General features: G+C 70.2%; 19 protein-coding genes. 13 read left to right on the top strand and 6 right to left on the bottom strand.

Annotated features, from left to right (window positions below; translation table 11 throughout):
• The first annotated feature begins 61 nt into the window (after nt 1–61).
• The 9 genes from AUC47_RS03580 (at nt 62) to AUC47_RS03540 (ending at nt 9,260) form a co-directional block, all read left to right on the top strand.
• On the top strand, nt 62–517 hold the full coding sequence (locus tag AUC47_RS03580; protein ID WP_096713879.1) for an SRPBCC family protein: 456 nt from the start codon (nt 62–64) through the stop codon (nt 515–517).
• 176 nt (nt 518–693) lie between these two features.
• Nucleotides 694–936, top strand: a complete 243-nt coding sequence (locus AUC47_RS03575) for a hypothetical protein (RefSeq protein WP_096713878.1) — start codon at nt 694–696, stop codon at nt 934–936.
• 68 nt (nt 937–1,004) lie between these two features.
• A complete protein-coding gene (locus AUC47_RS03570; RefSeq protein ID WP_096713877.1) occupies nt 1,005–3,896 on the top strand; it encodes a helix-turn-helix transcriptional regulator in 2,892 nt (963 codons plus the stop codon).
• A gap of 75 nt (nt 3,897–3,971) precedes the next feature.
• On the top strand, nt 3,972–4,175 hold the full coding sequence (locus AUC47_RS03565; protein ID WP_050723174.1) for a cold-shock protein: 204 nt from the start codon (nt 3,972–3,974) through the stop codon (nt 4,173–4,175).
• A 180-nt stretch (nt 4,176–4,355) separates the two neighbouring features.
• On the top strand, nt 4,356–5,381 hold the full coding sequence (locus tag AUC47_RS03560; RefSeq protein ID WP_096713876.1) for an iron-siderophore ABC transporter substrate-binding protein: 1,026 nt from the start codon (nt 4,356–4,358) through the stop codon (nt 5,379–5,381).
• 25 nt (nt 5,382–5,406) lie between these two features.
• Complete coding sequence (locus AUC47_RS03555) at nt 5,407–6,450, top strand: FecCD family ABC transporter permease (protein ID WP_096713875.1); 1,044 nt, start codon at nt 5,407–5,409, stop codon at nt 6,448–6,450.
• A 5-nt stretch (nt 6,451–6,455) separates the two neighbouring features.
• On the top strand, nt 6,456–7,517 hold the full coding sequence (locus tag AUC47_RS03550) for a FecCD family ABC transporter permease (RefSeq protein ID WP_096714181.1): 1,062 nt from the start codon (nt 6,456–6,458) through the stop codon (nt 7,515–7,517).
• Nucleotides 7,514–8,314, top strand: a complete 801-nt coding sequence (locus AUC47_RS03545; RefSeq protein WP_096713874.1) for an ABC transporter ATP-binding protein — start codon at nt 7,514–7,516, stop codon at nt 8,312–8,314. The genes AUC47_RS03550 and AUC47_RS03545 overlap by 4 nt, the downstream gene beginning before the upstream one ends.
• Nucleotides 8,304–9,260 carry a siderophore-interacting protein gene (locus tag AUC47_RS03540; protein WP_096713873.1) on the top strand — a complete coding sequence of 319 codons (957 nt, stop codon included), beginning with the start codon at nt 8,304–8,306 and terminating at the stop codon, nt 9,258–9,260. Before AUC47_RS03545 ends, AUC47_RS03540 begins: the two co-directional genes overlap by 11 nt.
• A 254-nt stretch (nt 9,261–9,514) precedes the next feature.
• Here AUC47_RS03540 and AUC47_RS03535 read toward each other — a convergent pair whose 3' ends face one another.
• Nucleotides 9,515–10,357, bottom strand: a complete 843-nt coding sequence (locus AUC47_RS03535; RefSeq protein WP_096713872.1) for an alpha/beta fold hydrolase — start codon at nt 10,355–10,357, stop codon at nt 9,515–9,517.
• Between the two features lie 96 nt (nt 10,358–10,453).
• On the opposite strand from AUC47_RS03535, the gene AUC47_RS03530 reads away from it, so the two are divergent.
• Nucleotides 10,454–11,014, top strand: a complete 561-nt coding sequence (locus tag AUC47_RS03530) for a TetR/AcrR family transcriptional regulator (RefSeq protein WP_096713871.1) — start codon at nt 10,454–10,456, stop codon at nt 11,012–11,014.
• A gap of 309 nt (nt 11,015–11,323) precedes the next feature.
• The gene (locus AUC47_RS03525) at nt 11,324–12,121 is read left to right on the top strand and encodes a tryptophan-rich sensory protein (RefSeq protein ID WP_096713870.1); all 798 of its coding nucleotides are present in this window, start codon (nt 11,324–11,326) and stop codon (nt 12,119–12,121) included.
• A 212-nt stretch (nt 12,122–12,333) separates the two neighbouring features.
• On the opposite strand, the gene AUC47_RS03520 is transcribed toward AUC47_RS03525, so the two are convergent.
• Both AUC47_RS03520 and AUC47_RS03515 read right to left on the bottom strand, forming a co-directional pair.
• Nucleotides 12,334–13,002, bottom strand: a complete 669-nt coding sequence (locus tag AUC47_RS03520; RefSeq protein ID WP_096713869.1) for a response regulator — start codon at nt 13,000–13,002, stop codon at nt 12,334–12,336.
• Nucleotides 12,999–15,515, bottom strand: coding sequence for an ATP-binding protein (locus tag AUC47_RS03515; protein WP_096713868.1), 2,517 nt, complete (start codon nt 15,513–15,515; stop codon nt 12,999–13,001). Before AUC47_RS03515 ends, AUC47_RS03520 begins: the two co-directional genes overlap by 4 nt.
• A 176-nt stretch (nt 15,516–15,691) precedes the next feature.
• Between AUC47_RS03515 and AUC47_RS03510 the strand changes: the two genes are divergently transcribed.
• Nucleotides 15,692–16,870: an SLC13 family permease gene (locus AUC47_RS03510; RefSeq protein WP_256999431.1), complete on the top strand. Its 1,179-nt coding sequence runs from the start codon at nt 15,692–15,694 to the stop codon at nt 16,868–16,870.
• 9 nt (nt 16,871–16,879) lie between these two features.
• On the opposite strand, the gene AUC47_RS03505 is transcribed toward AUC47_RS03510, so the two are convergent.
• From AUC47_RS03505 to AUC47_RS03495, 3 genes are all read right to left on the bottom strand, one after another.
• On the bottom strand, nt 16,880–17,461 hold the full coding sequence (locus AUC47_RS03505; RefSeq protein ID WP_096713867.1) for a GNAT family N-acetyltransferase: 582 nt from the start codon (nt 17,459–17,461) through the stop codon (nt 16,880–16,882).
• 151 nt (nt 17,462–17,612) lie between these two features.
• Complete coding sequence (locus AUC47_RS03500; protein WP_256999455.1) at nt 17,613–19,577, bottom strand: APC family permease; 1,965 nt, start codon at nt 19,575–19,577, stop codon at nt 17,613–17,615.
• A gap of 258 nt (nt 19,578–19,835) precedes the next feature.
• Nucleotides 19,836–20,195 carry a nuclear transport factor 2 family protein gene (locus AUC47_RS03495; protein WP_096713866.1) on the bottom strand — a complete coding sequence of 120 codons (360 nt, stop codon included), beginning with the start codon at nt 20,193–20,195 and terminating at the stop codon, nt 19,836–19,838.
• Between the two features lie 121 nt (nt 20,196–20,316).
• Here AUC47_RS03495 and AUC47_RS03490 point away from each other — a divergent pair, with 121 nt between their 5' ends.
• A complete protein-coding gene (locus AUC47_RS03490; RefSeq protein WP_096713865.1) occupies nt 20,317–21,015 on the top strand; it encodes a GTP pyrophosphokinase in 699 nt (232 codons plus the stop codon).
• Nucleotides 21,016–21,057 lie beyond the last annotated feature (42 nt).

Raw genomic sequence — 21,057 nt, 5'->3', positions numbered from 1 at the left:
GAACGCTCGGGGGCGTCGAATAGAGCAACGGAACACAAGTCGAATCAGTGAGGAGCATCACATGGCGCAGATCATCGAGACCATCGACGTTCACGTCCCCGTCGACGTCGCCTACAACCAGTGGACCCAGTTCGAGAGCTTCCCGGAGTTCCTCGACGAGGTCGAGTCGATCGTGCAGATCGACGACACGCACAATCGCTGGAAGGTGAACGTCGGCGGCGCGACGCGCGAGTTCGACGCCGAGATCACCGAGCAGCACCCCGACGAGCGCGTCGCGTGGAAGAGCACGGGCGGCGACACCGAGCACGCCGGCGTCGTGACGTTCCACAAGCTGGAGGACCTGACGACGCGCGTCACCGTGCAGATCGACTGGGAGCCGGAGGGCCTGCTCGAGAAGGTCGGTTCTCTCGTCGGCGCCGGGTCGCACGCCGTGAAGAAGGACCTCAAGAACTTCAAGGAGTTCATCGAGAAGCGCGGAGCCGAGACCGGCGCCTGGCGCGGCGACGTGGACGCCTGACACACGCGTTCTCCTGACGAGGCCCGGAGGCAGCGGATGCTGCCTCCGGGCCTCGTCGCGTACGCGCGGCAGGGCCAGCCGTGTAGGGATCGGATGCCGCGAAGATAGGGCATCCTCCCGATGCCGGAGGGTCGCCTCAGAGCGGAGTGTAGGGACATCCCAACCGAGGAGATGTCATGTTCGAGCACCCCTACCTCAGCTACCAGGTCACCGAGTTCGACCGGCGGGAGCTGGAGCGCGCCGCCGAGCGCCGCCGGTTCCTCGCGGAGCACGCCGATCAGATCGTCCCCCGGCCTGCGGGCCCGCTGCGGCGGTTGATGGGGCGGATGCTGCGCGGCTCCGCCGCATCTCGCGAGGGCGCGCGGGATGCTGTCGCCGGCCGTTGCGCGACGCCCTGCGAAACCGCCCCCGCGCGGTGACTGCGACCGATCCTCTGCCGACGGCAGCGGCCCTGCCGGATGTCGGAGGGGAGTGGCACGATGAGTCCATGCCCCCCGCTGCTCCGAGCACCGCGATGGTCGGCCGCGAGGCCGAATCGCAGGTCGTGCGCGCGGCATTCGAACGCTCGCTCGAGGGCACACCGGTGGCGCTGCTCGTCGAGGGCGAAGCGGGCATCGGCAAGTCGCGTCTACTGCGCGAGTTCGCCGCCGACGTCGCGAACCGCGCCGACGTGCACGTCGGATGGTGCCTCGACCTCGGGGCGTCGCGCACGCCGTTCGGGCCGCTCGTCGGCATCCTGCGCTCGATCGTGTCGCAGCTGGGCGCCGAGAGCGTTCGCGCGCAGCTGGGCGTCGGGGCCGAGGCGCTCGGGATGCTGCTGCCCGAGCTGACCCCCACTGAGCGCAGTCAGACGAGCCCCGACAGGGTGCGCGATGCGATCGCCGCGCTCATCGAGGTCGCGGCCGAGCGCAACCCGCAGGTGCTGATCGTCGAAGACCTGCACTGGGCCGACGACTCGACGCTCGCGATCCTCGCCTTCCTGCTGCGCACCCTGTCGCGCGGACGCATCATGCTGCTGCTGTCGTGCCGCAGCGACGACGTCCGTCGCGGCGATGCGGTGAGCTCCTTCATCGGCGAGTCGACGCGGGCGCGTCTGCTCGACCGCGTGCAGGTCGACCGCCTCGGCACCGATGCGGCGCGCGAGCTCGCCGAGGCGATCACGGGTCGGCCGCTGAGCGACACCGCGATCGAGCGCATCCAGTCGCGGGCGGAGGGGGTGCCGTTCTTCATCGAGGAGATCGCGGGATGCTCGGCCGGTCCGCTTCCCGGCACCCTGCGCGACCTGCTGCTCGCCCGGTTCGACCGTCTCGGCGACGAGGCACGGCGCGTGGTGCAGGTGGCCTCGGGTGCCGATCGCGCGCTGAGTCATCCGACCATCGCCGCGCTCGCCGGCCTCGCCGACGGGAGGCTCGACGACGCGATCCGGGAGGCGACGCAGAGCGGCATCCTGGTCGTCGTGGACGACGAGTACCGCTTCCGTCATGCGCTGCTGCGCGAGGCCGTGCACGACGACCTGCTCCCCGGAGAGCGCGCCCGACTGCACCGCTCGTACGCCGAGCTCATGGAGCAGCAGGGTGCCGGCGCGGAGAGCGGCGAGACAGCGGCTCTCGCGTACCACTGGCAGCTCGCGCAGGACCCACGGCGGGCACTGGCGGCGGCCATGACGGCGATGAGCGATGCCAAGGCGCGGTTCGCGTTCGCGAGTGCCGCGCGGTTCGGTGAGCTCGTCCTCGACCTCTGGGCACAGGTGCCCGACGCCGAGGTGCTCGTCGGCGTCCCGCGCCTGGAGTTCCTGCGATCGCTGGGCTCGGTGCTGCGCAACGCCGGCGATGGGGAGCGCGCGCTCAGCGTGGTCAACCTCGCCCTGTCGGAGGTCGACCCCGCGACCGTCGACCCGCGCACGCACGCGCGGCTGCTCCGAGACAAGGCGTACTACACGATGAACCTCGGGCGGAACGGGGCGGTGCCGCTGCTGCAGGACTCGCTCGCCGTGCTCGACGGGCGCGTCAGCGACGACCGACTGCATGCCTCGATCCTCAATCAGCTCGGCAGCCGGTACATGGTCGCGGGGCGTCTCGACGAAGCGATCGAGATCGCGACCGAGGCGGAGGGGCGGGGAAAGGCGGTGGGGTCGGCTGAGGAGACGTCGATCGCGGCGAACATCCGTGGCGCCTCCCTCGCTCATCTGGGCAGGGTCGCCGAAGCGCACGAGCAGTACGCACTGGCGCTGGCCCGCGCGAACACGACGAACGCGGAGCTGAGGTACCGCGTCAATTACTCCGACCTGCTGGGTCTGCTCGGGCGCTACCACGACGCGGTGCGCGTCGCCGAGGAGGGAATGGAGCGAGCCCGAGAGTACGGCGTCGAGCGCACCACGGGGGCGATCATGACGCAGAACATGGCGGTGCCGCTGCTGGAGATGGGTGAGATCGAGCGTGTCGAGGGGATGCTGGCGCGCGAGCTCGCGCAGGCGACGCTGCGCATCTTCCACGCCTACTCCACCATGACGCGGGTGCGCGTGCTCTCGTGGCGCGGCCGCCATGTCGAGGCCGCCGAGATCGTCCGTGAGTGGCATCCCGTGTTCGCGGAGGCCGGGGTCGACGAGCGGCAGATCTGGTACGACGAGATCATGATGCGCCTCTCGGTCGCCGAGGCCGGGGGAGACCTGCGGACTGCGCTCGACGAGGTACGAGCGATGCTGCGCGACGACGGCCCGCGACTGCTGCACGAGCGTCGCCTGATGCTCGAGGCGGGGTGGCTCATCGCCGAGCTCCGGGCGACCGGAGAAGCGGTCGACGACGCGGTGTTCGAGGTGCGTGACGCCTGGCTCAGCCAGCCCGAGCAACTCCTCGACGACGCCTGGTGGGGCATCCTCTCGGCGTTCCTCGATCCCTCGCTCCCCGCGCTTCAGGCCGCCGTCGATCTCGCCGACGGCGACGACGTGCCGGTGACCGTGCGTGTCATGACCCGTCTCGAACTCGCCCGGATGCTCGTCGACATCGGAGACCGAACGACCGCGGCATCCGTCCTCGACGCCGCCGGGCGCACGGCCGAAGATCTCGGACACGTGCCTCTCGAGCACGCGGTCGCCGAGTTCGCACGAGCCGCCGGGCTCCGCGTGGCCGACGGCCCACAGGGTCGGAGCATCGAGTCCGGCGACACCGAGGCGCTCACCGCGCGCGAGCTCCAGGTGCTCGAACTCATCACCGAAGGGCTCAGCAACCGCCAGATCGCCGAGCGCCTGTTCATCAGCGTCAAGACGGTGAGCGTGCACGTGTCGGCCGTCCTCCGCAAGCTCGGGGTGGCGAGTCGCACCGAGGCCGCCGTGCTCCACCGCGAGAACGCCCCGACCGTTCGTCAGCCCGCCGTGATACGTTGACGGAGTGTGCGCGCCGGATGATCCGGGGCGGCACAGGTCGCTTCAGCGGCCGTATCAACAGAAAGTAGAAAACACATGGCCACTGGCACTGTGAAATGGTTCAACGCGGAGAAGGGCTTCGGCTTCATCGCTCCTGATGACGGTTCGGAAGACCTCTTCGCTCACTACTCGGCTATCGCCGGCTCCGGTTTCAAGGAGCTCCGCGAGAACCAGAAGGTCGAATTCGACGCTGAGCGTGGCCCCAAGGGCATGCAGGCGGCGAACATCCGCGCTCTCTGAGCACGCGCTGACTTCCTGAAGCCGGTCGGATCCTCACGGATCCGACCGGCTTTCTGCATCCCTCGCGCCTCGGCCCGAGATGAGGGTCGCCTTACTTTCTGTTAGATTAGGCCAGGCTTACCAAAGCCCTGGCGCCCCTCCGTGCGCCGTACCCTCCATCTCCAACCGAAGGGAACGCCCGTGCGCACCTCCCGTCTCCTCGCCGCCGGTGTCGCCGCGGCGCTCGCCGTGGGCCTCGCCGCCTGCTCCACCCCGTCCGGTGGCGACTCCGACTCCGCCGGGAGCAACCCGGCCGACGACGGCGCCTTCCCGGTCACGATCGAGCACGTCTACGGCGAGACCACGATCACCGAGAAGCCCGAGCGCGTGGCGACGGTGGCCTGGGCGAACCACGAGGTGCCGCTGGCCCTCGGCATCGTGCCGGTCGGCATGAGCAAGGCCACGTGGGGCGACGACGACGACAACGGCATCCTGCCGTGGGTCGAGGAGAAGCTCGACGAGCTCGGCGGCGAGACCCCGGTGCTGTTCGACGAGTCCGACGGCATCGACTTCGAGGCCGTCGCCGACACGCAGCCCGACGTCATCCTCGCCTCGTACTCCGCGCTGACGCAGGAGGAGTACGACACCCTCTCCAAGATCGCTCCCGTCGTCGCGTACCCCGACATCCCCTGGGGCACGACCGTCGACGAGATGATCGAGATGAACTCGAAGGCCCTCGGCCTCGAAGACGAGGGCGAGGCGCTCGTCGAAGAGCTGAACTCCGAGGCGACAACGGCCCTCGAGGCTCAGGGCGACCTCAAGGACAAGAAGGCGATGTTCTTCTTCGTCGACCCGACCGACCTCAGCCAGATCGGGTACTACACCCCGATCGACCCGCGCGTCGGTTACCTGAACGAGCTCGGGATGCCGCTCTCCTCGCTGCTCGAGGCCGATGCCGACACCGACCAGTTCTACCTGCAGGTCAGCGCCGAGGACGCGGCGAAGTTCGACGACGTCGATCTCATCATCACCTACGGCGACGACTCGACGCTCGCCCTGCTGCAGGGCGACCCGCTCCTCTCGAAGATCCCCGCGATCGCCGAGGGCCGCGTGGCCGTGCTTCCGGACTCCACCCCGCTCGCCGCATCGGCGAACCCGACGCCGCTCTCCATCCCGTGGGGCATCGACAAGTACTTCGAGGCCATGGCTGCGCCGCTCGCGCAGTGATCGCCGGCACCACCCGCTCTGACCCGTGACCGCTGTCACCGCTCCCGCGCCGGGCATCGCAGACCTGCGACGCCCGGCGTGGGTGCGTACCCTCTGGCTTCTCGTGGGCGCGGGGGTGCTACTCGTGCTGTGCGCGCTGTCAGTCAGCTTCGGGGTGGCAGCCGTCACGCTCGACGACATCGGCGCAGCGTTCTCGGGACACGCCGACACGATCGCCGAGGCGGCCGTCGTCAAGCGCATCCCGCGCACGGTGCTCGCCCTTCTCGTCGGAGCAGCCCTCGCGCTCTCGGGGGCGACCATGCAGGCGGTCACCCGGAATCCCGTCGCCGACCCCGGCATCCTGGGGGTCTCCAACGGCGCCTCCTTCGCCGTCGTGCTGGGGCTCGCGTTCCTCGGCCTGACCAACCCGTACGGACAGATGGCGCTCGCGATCACGGGCGCCGCGCTGGCGGCCGCGTTCGTGTACACGGTGGGCTCGCTCGGCCGCGGCGGGGCGACCCCGCTCAAGCTCGCCCTCGCCGGTGCCGCGACGTCGGCCGCCTTCGCCTCTCTCATCAGCGCCGTCATGCTGCCGCGCGTCGACCTGCTGCAGGCCTTCCAGTCGTGGCAGATCGGCGGAGTCGGCGGTGCCGAGTGGCCGCGCATCGCGCTGACGGCACCCGTCCTCGCACTCGGTGCACTGATCTGCATCGCGAGCGCGCGCGGTATGAACTCGCTGGCACTCGGCGACGACATGGCCAAGGGACTCGGCGAGCACGTCTTCCGCACGCGGCTCGTGTCGGCCCTCGGCGCCGTCATCCTCGCCGGCGCGGCGACCGCGATCGCCGGTCCGATCGGATTCATCGGGCTCGTCATCCCCCACGTATGCCGGATGCTGATCGGCACCGACCACCGCTGGCTGCTGCCGTTCTCGGCGGTGGCCGGTTCCGCGCTCCTGCTCGCGAGCGACATCGTGGGCCGAGTCATCTCGCCGTCGTCGGAGGAGATCCAGGTGGGCATCATCACCGCGGTCATCGGGGCGCCGTTCTTCATCTGGATCGTGCGTCGCCAGAAGGTGCGTGAGCTGTGAGCACCATGGACCGCACCGCTCCCACGCAGACCTCGACGCACGACCGCGTCGCCGCGATCATCGCAGGCCGCCGCGCACGCCACCGCCGGCACGGGGTCGCGACGATCGTGCTCGGCGTCCTGCTGCTCGCGCTGTTCACGGTCGCACTCATGGTCGGCAACACGTTCTATCCGCTCGACGCCGTGGTGCGCGTCATCCTCGGTGAGACCGTGCCCGGGGCCTCGTTCACGGTCGGGGAGCTTCGTCTGCCCCGGGCGGTACTGGCGATCCTCGCCGGCATCGCGTTCGGCATGGCCGGCGTCTCGTTCCAGACGCTGCTGCGCAATCCGCTCGCCTCCCCCGACATCATCGGCATCTCGAACGGCGCGGGCGCGGCCGCCGTGATCGGCATCATCGTGCTGTCGCTCGACGGTCCGCTCGTCTCGCTCATGGCACTCGGCGGAGCGCTGCTCACGGCCGGAGCCATCTACCTGCTGTCGATCCGCGGCGGATTCGCCGGAACGCGGCTGATCCTCATCGGCATCGGCGTCTCGCTCATGCTGCAGAGCGTCATCTCGTACGTGCTGTCGCGGGCCGCATCGTGGGACATCCAGACCGCGATGCAGTGGCTCACCGGCAGCCTCAACAGCGCCTCCTGGGAGCGCGTCGCCCCCCTCGCGATCGCGGCGATCGTGATCGTGCCGCTGCTGCTGGCCCAGGGCCGTGCGCTCGGCGCGATGCAGCTCGGCGACGACTCGGCGTCCGGGCTCGGCGTGCGGGTGAACACGACGCGCGTGCTCTGCATCCTCGGCGCCGTGGCCCTGCTCGCGTTCGCCACCGCCGCTACCGGGCCCATCGCGTTCGTCGCGTTCATGGCCGGCCCGATCGCCGCCCGCATCACCGGCCCCGGCGCGAACCTGCTCGTGCCCAGCGCGTTCGTCGGAGCAGTGCTGGTGCTCGGCAGCGACCTGCTCGGCCAGTTCGCGTTCGGCGAGCGCTACCCGGTCGGCGTCATCACCGGCGTGCTCGGCGCCCCGTACCTCATCTACCTGCTCGTCCGCACCAACCGCTCGGGAGGCTCTCTGTGACCGAAGCGCACACCCTGGCGGCGGAGTCCGTCACCCTCTCCTACGGCGACCGCACGGTCATCGACGGGCTCGACCTGCAGATCGCGCCGGGCAGGATCACGACGATCGTCGGAGCGAACGGATGCGGCAAGTCGACGCTGCTCCGCTCGCTCGCCCGGCTGCTCTCGCCCTCGGAGGGGCAGATCGTGCTCGACGGCACCTCGGTGCACACGCGACCCACGAAGGAGGTCGCGCGCATCCTCGGTCTGCTCCCGCAGTCGCCGACGGCGCCGGAGGGCATCGCGGTGGCCGACCTGGTGGGTCGCGGCCGGCATCCGCATCAGAAGATGCTGTCGCGGTGGAGCACCCATGACTACGAGGTGGTCGCCGACGCGCTCGAGGTGACCGGAACCGCCGACCTCGCCGACCGCAGCGTCGACGAGCTCTCCGGCGGGCAGCGTCAGCGCGTGTGGATCGCGATGGCCCTCGCGCAGGAGACCGACATCCTGCTGCTCGACGAGCCGACCACGTTCCTCGACGTCGCGCACCAGGTCGAGGTGCTCGATCTGCTCACCGACCTCAGCGTCTCGCGCGGCACGACGATCGTCATGGTGCTGCACGACCTGAACCTCGCGGCGCGGTACTCCGACGAGCTCGTGGCGATGAAGGACGGACGCGTGCACGTGACGGGCACGCCGCAGGAGGTCGTCACGGCCGAGCACGTCGCAGAGGTCTTCGGCCTCGCGAATCAGATCACCACAGACCCGGTATCAGGAAAGCCGATGGTCACCCCGATCGGGAGGCACCATGTCCGCTGAGACCACCACCGAGCGCCCCACCTACGTGCTGGCGCGCGCCGAGGTGCGCGCGGTCGCCCGCGTCTCGCCGAACTTCGTGCGCGTCACGTTCGGCGGCGACGAGCTGTTCGAGTTCGGCACCCCCGGCGACGTGTTCGACTCGCGCATCAAGATCGTCTTCCCTCCGGCTTCCGGCATCCTGCCCGACCTCGACCGCGAGACCGACAACTGGTGGGCGTCGTACCTCGCCGTGCCCGAGGACGAGCGCGGTTCGATGCGCACTTACTCGGTGCGAGAGCTGCGGGTGACGGACGCCGGCACCGAGCTCGACGTCGACTTCGTGCTGCATCTCGCACCCGGGCTCTCCGGCCCCGCTTCTCGCTGGGCCGACGCGGCGGCCGTCGGGCAGGAGCTTTTCATCGTGGGGCCGCGCCGCGGCATCCCCGCCTCCGCCCACGGGGGAGCGGAGTTCGAGCCGGGCACCGCGGCATCCGTCGTGCTGGCCGGCGACGAGACAGCGGCGCCGGCGATCGCGCGTATCCTCGAAGACGCCCCGCGCGACCTGCGTGGGTGCGCGTTCATCGAGGTGCCCTCGGCGGACGACGTGCTTCCGATCGCGGCGCCGGCGGGCGTCGAGGTGCGGTGGCTGCCCCGCACGGGCGAGCAGGCCCACGGGCTGCAGCTGATCCCGGCGGTGCTCGAATACCTCGGAGACGCGGATGCCGGTGACGACGTCGACGTGACCGACATCGAATCCGAAGACCTGCTGTGGGAGACGCCCGACTACTCCGGACTCGGGGAGGACATCGCGGTGGCGAATGCTCCGCCCGAGCGCTATTTCTGGATCGCCGGGGAGAGCGGCGTGGTCACCACGCTGCGCCGGCACCTGGTGAAGGACCTCGGGATCGACCGCGGGCAGGTGGCCTTCATGGGCTACTGGCGTCGCGGCGTCGCCATGCGCGGCTGACGCCCCGCGGGTCCGCGCCCGCGGCCCGCGGCCGCGGCCCGCGCCCGGATCGTCGGCGTCCGCCACGCTCACTTGGCACCTCATGCCGCAATTCCCGCGAGATTCCCGCATCAGGTGCCAACTGAACGGTGCTCGGGCCGCCGCGGGTCGTTGAGCGAGCGGCGCAAGACTAAACGCGGTGAGCGTCGTGTGACGCTCACCGCGTTCCGTCTGGGCGCTGGGCCCCTCGCTCAACGACCTGGGTATAGCGGGGGTTACTTCGCGAGGAAGCTCTTCAGCGCGGCGTTGACCTCGTCGGCGTGGGTCCAGAGGAGGCCGTGGGGCGCGCCCTCGACCTCGACGTACTCGGCCTCGGGAACGGCCTGGTGGAACCGGCGAGCGGTGGCGTCGATCGGCAGGATGTTGTCCTTCGTGCCGTGCAGGATCAGCGTGGGCTTGCCGGCGGCGGCCACGGCCTCGACGTCGCCGCGGAAGTCCTCGATCCACGCAGGCACCACGGCGTACGCGGCGACGGGAGCGCTGCCGATCGCGACGTTCCAGCTGCCCGTGACGGCCTCCTGGCTGATGCGCGAGCCGAGGTTCTCGTCGAGGTTGTAGAAGTCGTTGTAGAACTGCGTGAACCACGCGAAGCGGTCGCCCTTGGCGGCCGCGGCGATGCCGTCGAACACGTCCTGCGGAACGCCCTCGGGGTTGTCGTCGCGCTGCACGAGGAACGGCTCGAGCGAGGCGAGGAAGGCGAGCTTCGCGACGCGTTCGTGTCCGTACTTCGCGACGTAGCGGGCGAGCTCGCCGGTGCCCATCGAGAAGCCGACGAGTACGACATCGCGCAGGTCGAGCGTCTCGAGCACGGTGTTGAGGTCGGCGGCGAAGGTGTCGTAGTCGTAGCCGGCGTTCACCTTCGACGAGCCGCCGAAGCCCCGGCGGTCGTACGTGATGACGCGGTAGCCCTGGTCGAGCAGCTCGCGGGTCTGGCGCTCCCAGCTGTGGCCGTCGAGCGGGTACCCGTGGATCAGGACGACGGGCTGACCCGAACCCTGGTCCTCGTAGTAGAGCTCGATCGGAGTGCTGTTCTCGTTTCCGACGGTGATGTAACCCATGATCCTGATCCTTTCGGTTCCGGTGAGAACGATCGTTCTCGCTCGATGTGTTCAATCTAGAGAACGTTCGTTCTCATGTCAAGTAAACTCTTGGACATGACCGAAGAAGAGGCTCGTGAGCGCATCCTCTCCGCCGCGGAGGAGCTCTACTACCGCAAGGGATACGCGGCCGTGGGCATGGACGAATTGCGCGCGGCGTCCGGCGTGTCGCTGCGCCGCCTCTACTCCCTCTTCCCGGCCAAGGCCGACATCGTCACGGCCGTCCTCGCTCGAAAGCACGGAGAGTGGGAGTCGGGACTCACGGGCGCAGTGGCGGATGCCGGGAGCGCGCCGCGCGACCGATTGCTCGCCGTCTACGGCTACCTCGAGGACTGGTTCTGCACCGACGACTTCCGCGGCTGCGCGTTCATCAACGCCTTCGGAGAGCTCGGCGGCACGAACCCCGAGGTCGCAGAGCTCGTGCGCGAGCATAAGGCGTCGTTCCAGCGCTACATGACGGGACTGGTGACGGATGCCGGGGCGCCCGCCTCCCTCGCTGCGCAGCTGTCGATCCTGGCGGAGGGCGCGCAGAGCACGGCCGCGATCTCCGGTGAGTCATCCGTGGCGGCGCAGGCTCGGGATGCCGCTGAGGTGCTGATCGACGCCGCCGTCCGCTGACCGGCTCCGTAATGCGGTCTGCCCGGCGGCCCTCGCCCGCGCGGCGGGCCTCACGCACGCCGCGGCCCTCACCCACGCCGCGGGCCTCACCCACGCCGCGGGCCTCACCCGCGCCGCGGGGGCCCACCCGTAACAAAGGAGATCTCTTGTAACGAAGGACGGATGCCGCGTGCGCGTCCTTCGTTGCGAGCGATCTCCTGCAGAGCATGCGTCGGCTTTCACACCCGCATTTAGCTAGCCAGGCTAGACGTTAGCCAAGCGAGAGTCAAGGGTCTGGGCGGCCGCCGCCCAGGCGCGTACCGTGCCAGCATGGAATCCCGCTCGAAGGACGTCGTCCGTCAGGCCGCAACCATCGCCGCAGCCGTGTTCATGCTGATCGCCGCAACCGTCGGGTCGGGTGCCGTCGGAGGCACGTCCGTCGACGAGCTGCAGGACGGTGCGCTCTCGGCATCCGGGTCGTATCTCGCCCCCGCCGGACCGGCGTTCTCGATCTGGTCGCTCATCTACCTCGGGCTCATCGCCTACACGGTGTGGCAGGCTCTCCCAGCGCAGCGTGACAACGAGCGTCAGCGCGAGACCGGCTGGTGGATCGCGGCGACCATGGTGCTCAACGGCCTGTGGCTCGTGACGGCGCAGTTCCTCACCCTTCCTCTGACGGTTCTCGTCATCGCGCTGCTCCTCGCGGCGCTCGCCCGCGTCATGGTGCTGCTCAACCGGCGCAGCCCCCGCACCTGGCCCGAGCGGATCGTCGTCGACGGCGCCAACGGGCTGCACTTCGGCTGGGTCACGATCGCGACCGTCGCGAACACCGCGGCCTGGCTCACGCAGATCGCTCCCGCCGACTGGGCGGAGCAGGCCGAGGTCTGGGCCGTCGCCGTGCTCGCCGTCGTGCTCGTGATCGGCGTCGCGAGCGCGCTCGTGCTGAAGCGGATCGCCCCGGCGCTCGCCACCGCCTGGGGGCTCTCCTGGCTCGCGGTCGGGCGCCTCACCGGCGAACCCGACAGCACGGTCACCGCGATCGCCGGGATCGTCGTCGCCGTGGCGCTGGTCGTCGCCGGGGTCGTCGGGGTCCTGCGGCGCCGCCGCGCGGCATCCGTCTCCGTCTGACTCGCGCAGGCGTCCGCTGCCCCTGCCTCCGCCGACCGCGGCGCAGGAACTTTCACGGCCAGAGTCACTTTCTGCGGCCTCCGCGCCGCTTCATGGCCGCAGAAGTTGCCCAAGGCCGCAGAAGTTGAGGCCGCCGAAGTTGAGGCCGCAAAAGGTTGAGGCCGCAGAAGTTGCAGCCGCAGAAGGCGCAGCCGCAGCGACGCGAGACCCGCTCAGAGCACGAGCCGGTAGCCCATCCCCGACTCGGTCAGCAGGTGCTCGGGCGACCCGGGCTCGCGCTCGAGCTTCTTGCGCAGCTGCGACATGTACAGCCGCAGGTACCCTGAGTCGGCGACCTGCTCGCTGCCCCAGATCTCCTTGAGCAGGTCCTGCCGGGTGACGAGGGCGCCGGGGTGCCGGGCGAGGTGCTCCAGCATCCGCCATTCGGTCGGTGTGAGGTGCACGCGCGCACCCGAGCGCGTGACCGTCTTCGTGGCGAGGTCGACGACCACGTCCCCGAATCCGACGGTGGACTCCCCGGCCGGCGCCGCTCGCCGTGACAGCGCGCGGAGACGCGCGAGGAGCTCGTCGACCTGGAACGGCTTGGTGACGAAGTCGTCGGCGCCGGCATCCAGTGCCTCGACCTTGTCGGCTGAGCCGGTGCGTCCGGAGACGACGATGATGGGCACGCTCGTCCACCCCCGCAGGGCCTGGATGACCTCGATGCCGTCGAGCTGCGGCATCCCGAGGTCGAGCATGATCAGGTCGGGGTGCGCCTGCGCGGCCGTCGCCACCGCCGCGGCGCCGTCGGACGCGACCACCACCTCGTAGCCGTGCGCAGCCAGTGTGATGCGCAGCGCCCGCACCATCTGCGGGTCGTCGTCGGCGATGAGCAGCTTCACTCCGTGCCCTCCGTGTCGGCGCCGACGAGCGGCAGCGAGATCACCATCGTGAGTCCACCGCCCGGGGTGTCCTCCGGTGTCAGGCTACCGCCCATGCCCTCGGCGAATCCGCGCGACAGGGCGAGCCCGAGGCCGAGTCCGGTGGTGTTGTCGGTGTCGCCGAGGCGTTGGAACGGCTGGAAGATCGCATCCCGTTTCTCGGCCGGAATGCCGGCGCCGCGGTCGATGACCCGGATCTCGGCTCGGTCGTCGATGGCGCTCGTCGACACGAGCACGCGGCTGCCGTCCGGCGCATGGCGGCGCGCGTTCGCGATCACGTTCACGAGCACGCGCTGCAGCAGCACGGGGTCGGCGGTCACCGGGGGAAGCTCCGAGTCGAGTGCCAGTTCGACGTCGCTCGGACCGAGGCCGAGCTCGTCGAGCGCCGCGAGCACGGGTCCCGCCACGTCGATCGGCAGCGCCGACACCGCCAGCACACCCGCCTGCACCCGGCTCACGTCGAGCAGATCGGTGACCAGGGTCGACAGCGTCGCGAGACTCTCGTCGGCCGTCGCCAGCAGCTCCTCGCGATCGGATGCCGACAGCGCGTGCGCCCCGCGGAGCCCGCCGATCGCGGCGACGGCCGAGGCGAGCGGGCGCCGCAGGTCGTGGCTCACCGCCGACAGCAGCGCCGTGCGCACCTGATCGGTCTCGGCGAGGGCCACGGCCTCCCGCGCGGTCGCCCGCAGGTCGGTGTGCTCGATCGCCGCCGCGAGCTGCGCGACGATCGCGTCGAGCAGTCGCCGGGCCGGGGTATCGAGGGGGTCTCCGCTGAGCTCGAGGACCGCGGGCGATGCACCGCGCACCTCGACGCGGGTGACGCGGCCGTCGGGTACCGGTTCGCCGTCGCTCGCGAGCACCTCGCCGTCGGGCGTCAGGAGCCGCACGCCCGCGAGCCCGAACGCCTCGCGCGTGCGGCTGACGAGGGCGAGCACGGCGTTGTCGCCGCGCAGCACGTTGCCCGCGACCGCGGCGAGCAGCTCGGCTTCGGCGGCGGCGCGCTGCGCGGTGCGGGCACGTCGGGCGGCCTGGTCGACGATGATGCTGACGAGCACGGCGATCAGCACGTACAGCGCCAGGGCGAGCACGTGCAGCGGGTGCGCGATCGTGATGGTGAACAGCGGCGCGACGAAGAGCAGATCGAGGGTGATGCCCGAGAGCACAGCGGCGAAGACGGCCGGCCCAAGGCCGCCCACGAGCGCCACGACCACGACGAGCAGCTGATAGGCGAGCACCTCGGCCGTGATCGACTCGGGGCTGCGGAGCGTGAACATCACCCATGACAGAAGGGGACCGACGATGAGGGCGACGGCGAATCCGAGCACCTGTCGGCGCCAGCCCAGCGCGCCGCCGGTGATGCGCGGAAGGCGCACCCGGTTGCCGGCCGCGGCGTGGGTGACGATGTGCACGTCGATGTCGCCGGAGCGGCGGATCACCTCGGCGCCGATACCCGGTCCGGTCAGCGCGGCGGCGATGCGGCCCCGTCGGCTGACGCCGATCACGAGCTGCGTCGCGTCGACGCTCTGCGCGAATTCGACGAGGGTGCCGGGGATGTCGTCGCCGACCATCTGGTGGAACGTCCCGCCGAGCGACTCGACGAGCGAGCGCTGCGCCGAGAGCGCGCCCGGCGTCGCGTCACGCAGTCCGTCCTGCGCGGCGACGTGCACCGCGAGCAGTTCGCCGCCGGCGGCGCGGGCGGCGATCCGCGCTCCCCGCCGCAGCAGCGTCTCGCCCTCGGGGCCGCCGGTGAGCGCCACGACCACGCGCTCCCGCGCCTGCCAGGTGCCCTCGATCCCCTGATCGGCGCGGTAGCTGCGCAGCGCCGAGTCGACCTCGTCGGCGAGCCACAGCAGTGCGAGTTCGCGGAGCGCCGTGAGGTTTCCGAGGCGGAAGTAATTCGACAGTGCGGCGTCGACCCGCTCGGCCGGGTAGACCAGGCCGGCGGAGAGACGGTCGCGCAGCGACTCCGGGGCGAGATCGACGACCTCGATCTCGTCCGCCGCCCGCACCACGGCATCCGGCACGGTCTCCTGCTGCGCGACGCCGGTGATCTTCTTCACGACGGCGCCCAGCGACTCTATGTGCTGCACGTTCAGGGTCGTGACGACGTCGATCCCGGCATCCAGGAGCGCCTCGACGTCCTGCCACCGCTTCGCGTTCGTCGACTCCGGCGCGTTCGTGTGGGCGAGCTCGTCGACGAGCGCGATCTCGGGATGCCGCGCGAGCACCGCATCCACATCCATCTCCGACACCGGCATCCCGCGGTGCAGGGCGGTGCGGCGGGGGACCTCGGGGATGCCGGAGGTCAGCGCCCTCGTCGCAGCGCGCTCGTGGGTCTCGACGAGCGCGATCACGACGTCGCGGCCCTCATCGAGCATCCGTCGCCCCTCGGCGAGCATCTCGAACGTCTTGCCCACCCCCGGGGCTGCGCCGAGCAGGACGCGGAGCCTGCCGCGCGTGCCGGATGCCGCCATTCGCCCTCCCGGTCATCGGCGCGGATCGGGCTCGGTCGTGCGTGCGCGCGCCTCCCCGAGGAATCCCCGGTCCCGCCCTTGAATCCTAGACTCCGGCCGTCGGCCGCGGCGGCATCGGCACCCGGAGTGCACGGCCGCACGACGCCATCCGCCGTTCCCGGCCGTACACTCACGAAGTGAGCGCGACACGACGCCGGCTGGGACCGGGCACCATCATCGTCCTGGTGCTCGTCGCGGTCGCGCTGATCTGCCTCGTCACCGGCATCCTGCCCGCATCGGATGCCGGGGCTCTCGGCGCCCGCATCACACCCGTCCTCGGGTTCGTCGTGGCGATCACGATCGTCGCCGAACTGGCGCGCGATGCCGCGGTGTTCGACGTCGTCGCGCAGCGCCTCGCCCGCGCGGGACGCGGACGCGTCGTCGCCCTCTGGGCCTCGGTCGTGCTGCTCGCGGTCGTGAGCACGGTGTTCCTGTCGCTCGACACGACCGCGGTCATCGTGACGCCGGTGGTCGTCGTGCTGGCGCAGAGCATCGGCGTCTCGCCGCTGCCCTTCGCCCTCGCGACCGTGTGGCTCGCGAACACGGCATCCCTCGCGTTGCCCGTCTCGAACCTCACGAACCTGCTCGCGGCTCCGGCGATCGGTGAGTCACCGGCATCCTTCCTCGCGCTCAGCTGGGCGCCGACGCTCGTCGGCATCGTCGGGCCGGTCGCCCTGCTCACGATCGTGCACCGCCGCACGCTGTTCGGCGGGTATCGGATGCCGTCGGCCGCAGCCCCGTCCGACCGGGTGCTGTTCTGGGGAGCCGCCGGCATCCTGATGCTCCTCATGCCGCTGCTGGCGCTCACGCACGACGTGTGGATCCCGGCGACGGTCGCCGCGGTGCTGCTCGTCGTGCTGTTCGCGGTGCGTCGGCGCCACGTGCTGCGTCTGTCGCTCGTGCCGTGGCAGGCGATCGGGCTCGCGACCGCCCTGTTCGTGCTGGTGGAGACGGCGCACGCGAACGGCATCCTCGACGTCCTCTCCGCCCTCGCGACCGACGGACATGGTGTTGGTCGACTGCTCGGACTCGCCTCAGCCGGAGCGCTCGCCGCCAACGGCGTCAACAACCTGCCCGCGTACCTGATCCTCGAACCCGCGGCATCCGATCCCGTCGCGCTCATGGCGCTGTTGATCGGCGTCAACCTCGGGCCGCTCATCACGCCGTGGGCGTCGCTCGCCACACTGCTGTGGCACCACCGCGTCGTGTCGCTCGGCGTCGAGATCCGTTGGCGCACCCTGATGCTGTGGGGCGCGGCCGTGGCCGTGCCGACCGTGGTGGTCGCGACTCTCGTGCTCGCGCTCGTCGCCGGCTGAGTCCGGCGCTCAGCGCGCCGCCCACTCCTCCGCGAGGATGCCGTAGTTCAGGCCGTCGAGCCATTCGCCCGACCGGTGCAGGGCCGTCTTGCGACTGAACTCCTCGCGCCGCATGCCGAGCCGCTCCATGAGGCGCCACGACGGCTCGTTGTCGGCGAAGCATCCGGCGTGCACGCGTCGCAGTCCGAGCGGTCCGAAGCAGGTGTCGATCACGGCGCGGATCGCCTCGGTCGCATAGCCCCGACCCGTGTACGCCGGATCGAGCACCCAGCCGAGCTCGGCCTCGACGCCCTTCGCCTGATCGGCGACCTCGAGCTGCGCCCACCCGTCGCCGATCCTGATCATCACGTCGCCGATCGGTCGGGGGTCGCTGTCGTCTCCCGGGAGGAGCTCGATCAGGTACATGGCCGCGAGCCGGTCGGGGTCGCGATAGCGCTCGCGGAACGCCGCGATCGTGTCGGGCGCGAGTCCCAACCAGCGGTTCACCTCGGGCAGGCGCCGCCACTCCCACATCGCGTCGACGTCGGCTTCGGTCATCGGACGCACCTGCAGTCGCTCGGTGCGGACGGGCCAGACGTCGGGCGTGCTCATGCCCTCAGCCTAGGCACGCGGGTGCTGCGCGCGGGGTCCCGGCGCCCAGACCCACCGCGCGCGTCCAGACCCACCGCGAACGACGTCGCGGAAGGTGGGCTTCGCCGGGGGCGGTGGGTCTCGGCGCGCGAGGCCCCGGCGCCCCGCACGCTCACGCCTCGGGCGGGCCCTCCGGCCGGTGCGCGCGACGCCCGCTCACGACGACGGGGCGACCGGCGCGCTCCTGTCCGGGAAGCGGGCGTGACCGGCGTCCGTAGATGAGCTCCGACGAGTCGAGCAGCCACGGCACGAGCGTGATCGTCACCCCGTGCACGAGCATCAGCTGGTTGGCCATGCGGCGGGCACGGCGGTTGTGCAGGAACGTCTCCCACCAGTGCCCGACGATGTACTGCGGCAGGTACACGGTCACGACCGAGGCGCCGTGCTTCGCGCGGTACTGCTTGATGAACTGCGCCACCGGCTGCGCGAAGGCGCGGTAGGGCGACTCGACGATCACGAGCGGGATCGGCACGAGGTGGTCGCGCCATTCGCGCTGCAGCTCGGCGACGTCGTCGGATGCCACGGCGACGTGCAGTCCGATGGTCTTGTCGTGCTTCGCGGCCACCGCGTAGTCGACGGCCTTCGCGACGGGCTTCTGCAGGCGGTTGACCAGCACGATCGCGAGGTCGCCGGTCGCCCCGAACTTCGTCGTGTCATCGATCGCGATCTCGTGCTCCACGTCGCGGTAGTACCGCTTCACGCCCATCATGAGGAACGCCAGGATCGGGATCGCGAAGAACACGAGGTAAGCGCCGTGCGTGAACTTCGTGATCGTCACGATCACGAGCACGAGCACCGTCAGCGTCGCGCCCGCGGAGTTGATGACGAGTCCGACCTTCGCCGAGCGGCGATCGGATGCCGAGGCGCCGTCGACTCCGGCATCCTTCGAGCTCTCCACGGGCCCGCGCAGCACGCGCCGCCAGTGCCGGACCATGCCGATCTGCCCGAGCGAGAACGACACGAACACGCCGATGATGTACAGCTGGATGAGGGTCGTCAGCCGCGCCTGGAACACCACGAGCACGGCGATCGCGGCGATGCCGAGCACGATCATGCCGTTCGAGAACACGAGCCGATCGCCGCGGGTGTTCAGCGACTTCGGCGCGTAGCCGTCGCGCGCGAGCACCGACCCGAGCAGCGGGAAGCCGTTGAACGCGGTGTTGGCCGCGAGCAGCAGCACGCAGGCGGTCGCCGCCTGGATGATGAAGAACAGGATGCTGCCGCCGCCGAACGTCGCCGAGGCGATCTGCGCCATCAGGCTCGGCTGCGGGTTCGAGCAGTCGAAGCCGACGAGGTCGCAGGGGTTCTCGGCGTAGTGCACGCCGGCGATCAGCGCGAGCGCGGTGAGCCCGGCGAACAGGCACGCCGCGATCGACCCCATGAGCACGAGAGTGGTCTGCGCGTTGCGGATCTTCGGGGTGCGGAAGGCCGGGACGCCGTTCGACACGGCCTCGACGCCGGTGAGAGCGGAGCATCCGCTCGAGAACGCGCGCAGGATCAGGAGGATGACCGCGGCCTGGCCGAGGTCCTCGGAGTGCACGGCGAACTCGGCGCTCGACGCCACGGGCGCATCGCCGAGGACCGTGCGGATCAGCCCGGTCACGATCATGAAGCCGACCGAGCCGATGAACACGTAGGTGGGGATCGCGAACACGAGCGAGGCCTCGCGCACCCCGCGCAGGTTCACGATGATGATGAGAATCACGAAGCCGACGGCGAGCTCGACGCGGAGCGGGTCGAGACCCGGAACGGCGGAGATGATGTTGTCGACGCCCGATGAGACCGACACGGCGACCGTGAGGACATAGTCGACCAGCAGGGCGGCCGCGACGACGACGCCCGGGATCTCGCCGAGGTTCTTCGACGCGACCTCGTAGTCCCCTCCGCCCGACGGGTACGCCTTGATGAGCTGCCGGTAGCTGAGGACCACGACGATGAGCAGCACGACGACGGCGGTCGCGACGAGCGGCGTGAAGGAGAGGAAGGTCAGACCGCCGATGAGCAGGATCATCACGAGTTCCTGCGGCGCGTAGGCCACCGAGCTCAGCGCATCCGACGCGAAGATCGGCAGCGCCATCTTCTTGGGCAGCAGCTGATCGTCGACCTGCTGACTCGTCAGCGGTTCGCCGATGAGGATGCGTTTGGCGAGCGGAGGAGCGTCCGTGGTCTCGCGTGATTCATCTGACACGTCGGGCGACTCTACGCCCGCTGACGCTTCGCTCACGCCATCCTCACGGAATCCCTACGGCACGTCGTGCCGCCCTAACGGAATCCTCACGCCCGTGGCGCGATCAGTCCCCGTCGCGTGATCGCGTGATCAGTCCCCGTCGCGTGATCAGTCCTCGTGCGAACGCGGCATGAACCACTCCGTGAACTCGGTCGCCCTGCCCTCGGCATCCAATCGCACGATCCAGAGGTTGAGGTAGTCGCGCTCCGAGGGATACTTCGTGCGGCCTTCGACGGCGACGAAGTCGGCATCCTCCCGGACGATCCACCACTCGAACGACCAGGTGCCCGGATCGTCGAGGTCGTCGAGCCAGCCGGCCACGATCGCCTCTCGCCCGACCCGCGGCTCCGCGTCCGGACTGGTCAGATACCGCGCGTCGACGGCGAAGAGCGCGCCGATCTGCTCGGGATCGTTCGACCGCCACGCCTCGATGTACGCCTCTGTCCACTTCTCGCCTGCGCTCGTCATGTGCTCCGTTCTAGACCGGCCTCGCGACGGGGTCAAGGGTGCGCGACGGGTCACGTCTGCGCGACACGCGCCATGGAAGATCCACAGCCCATTCCGATCACGAACGCGTAACGTCGGAGCCATGACGTCCCTCCAGGTCACCGACGACGCGATTCAGCAGACTCGGGAGCTCCGCGACGAATTCCAGCGCTTCCTGCGGGAGTACGAGTTCGGGATGCGGGAGGTCGAGACGAAGATCGGCATCCTCCGCGACGAGTTCACGCACCACCACTCGTACAACCCGATCGAGCACGTCAAGAGCCGTTTGAAGACGCCCGACAGCATCGTCGAGAAGATCGCCCGCAAGGGCATCGAGGAGCCCGACTTCGAGCGCATCAGGGCGGAGATCACCGACATCGCCGGGGTGCGCGTGACCTGCAGCTTCGTCGCCGACGTGTACCGCCTGTTCGACCTGCTCACCGCCCAGGACGACGTGACAGTCCGCACGGTCAAGGACTACATCGCTCAGCCCAAGGACAACGGATACAAGAGCCTGCACGCGATCATCGAGGTGCCGGTGTTCCTCTCGACCGGCGCGCTCTCGGTGCCGGTCGAGGTGCAGTTCCGCACCATCGCCATGGACTTCTGGGCCAGCCTCGAGCACAAGATCTACTACAAGTTCTCGAACCAGGTGCCCTCGCACCTGGTCGAGAGTCTGACGGATGCCGCGGAGGCCGCCGCCGAGCTCGACAGCCGCATGGAGCGTCTGCACCGCGAGGCGCACGGCGTGCCCCGGCGGGAGCTGCCCCCGCCTCCGCCGCCCCACGTCGTACAGGTCTGACGCCCCGGCGCGCCGCGCGCCGCGCCTGCCCGCCCCGCGCGC

It is taken from the genome of Microbacterium sp. SZ1, from assembly GCF_002362255.1.
Classification (GTDB): domain Bacteria; phylum Actinomycetota; class Actinomycetes; order Actinomycetales; family Microbacteriaceae; genus Microbacterium.
The sequence above is the reverse complement of the archived record's forward strand: the minus strand, read 5'-3'. Positions and strand labels throughout refer to the sequence as shown.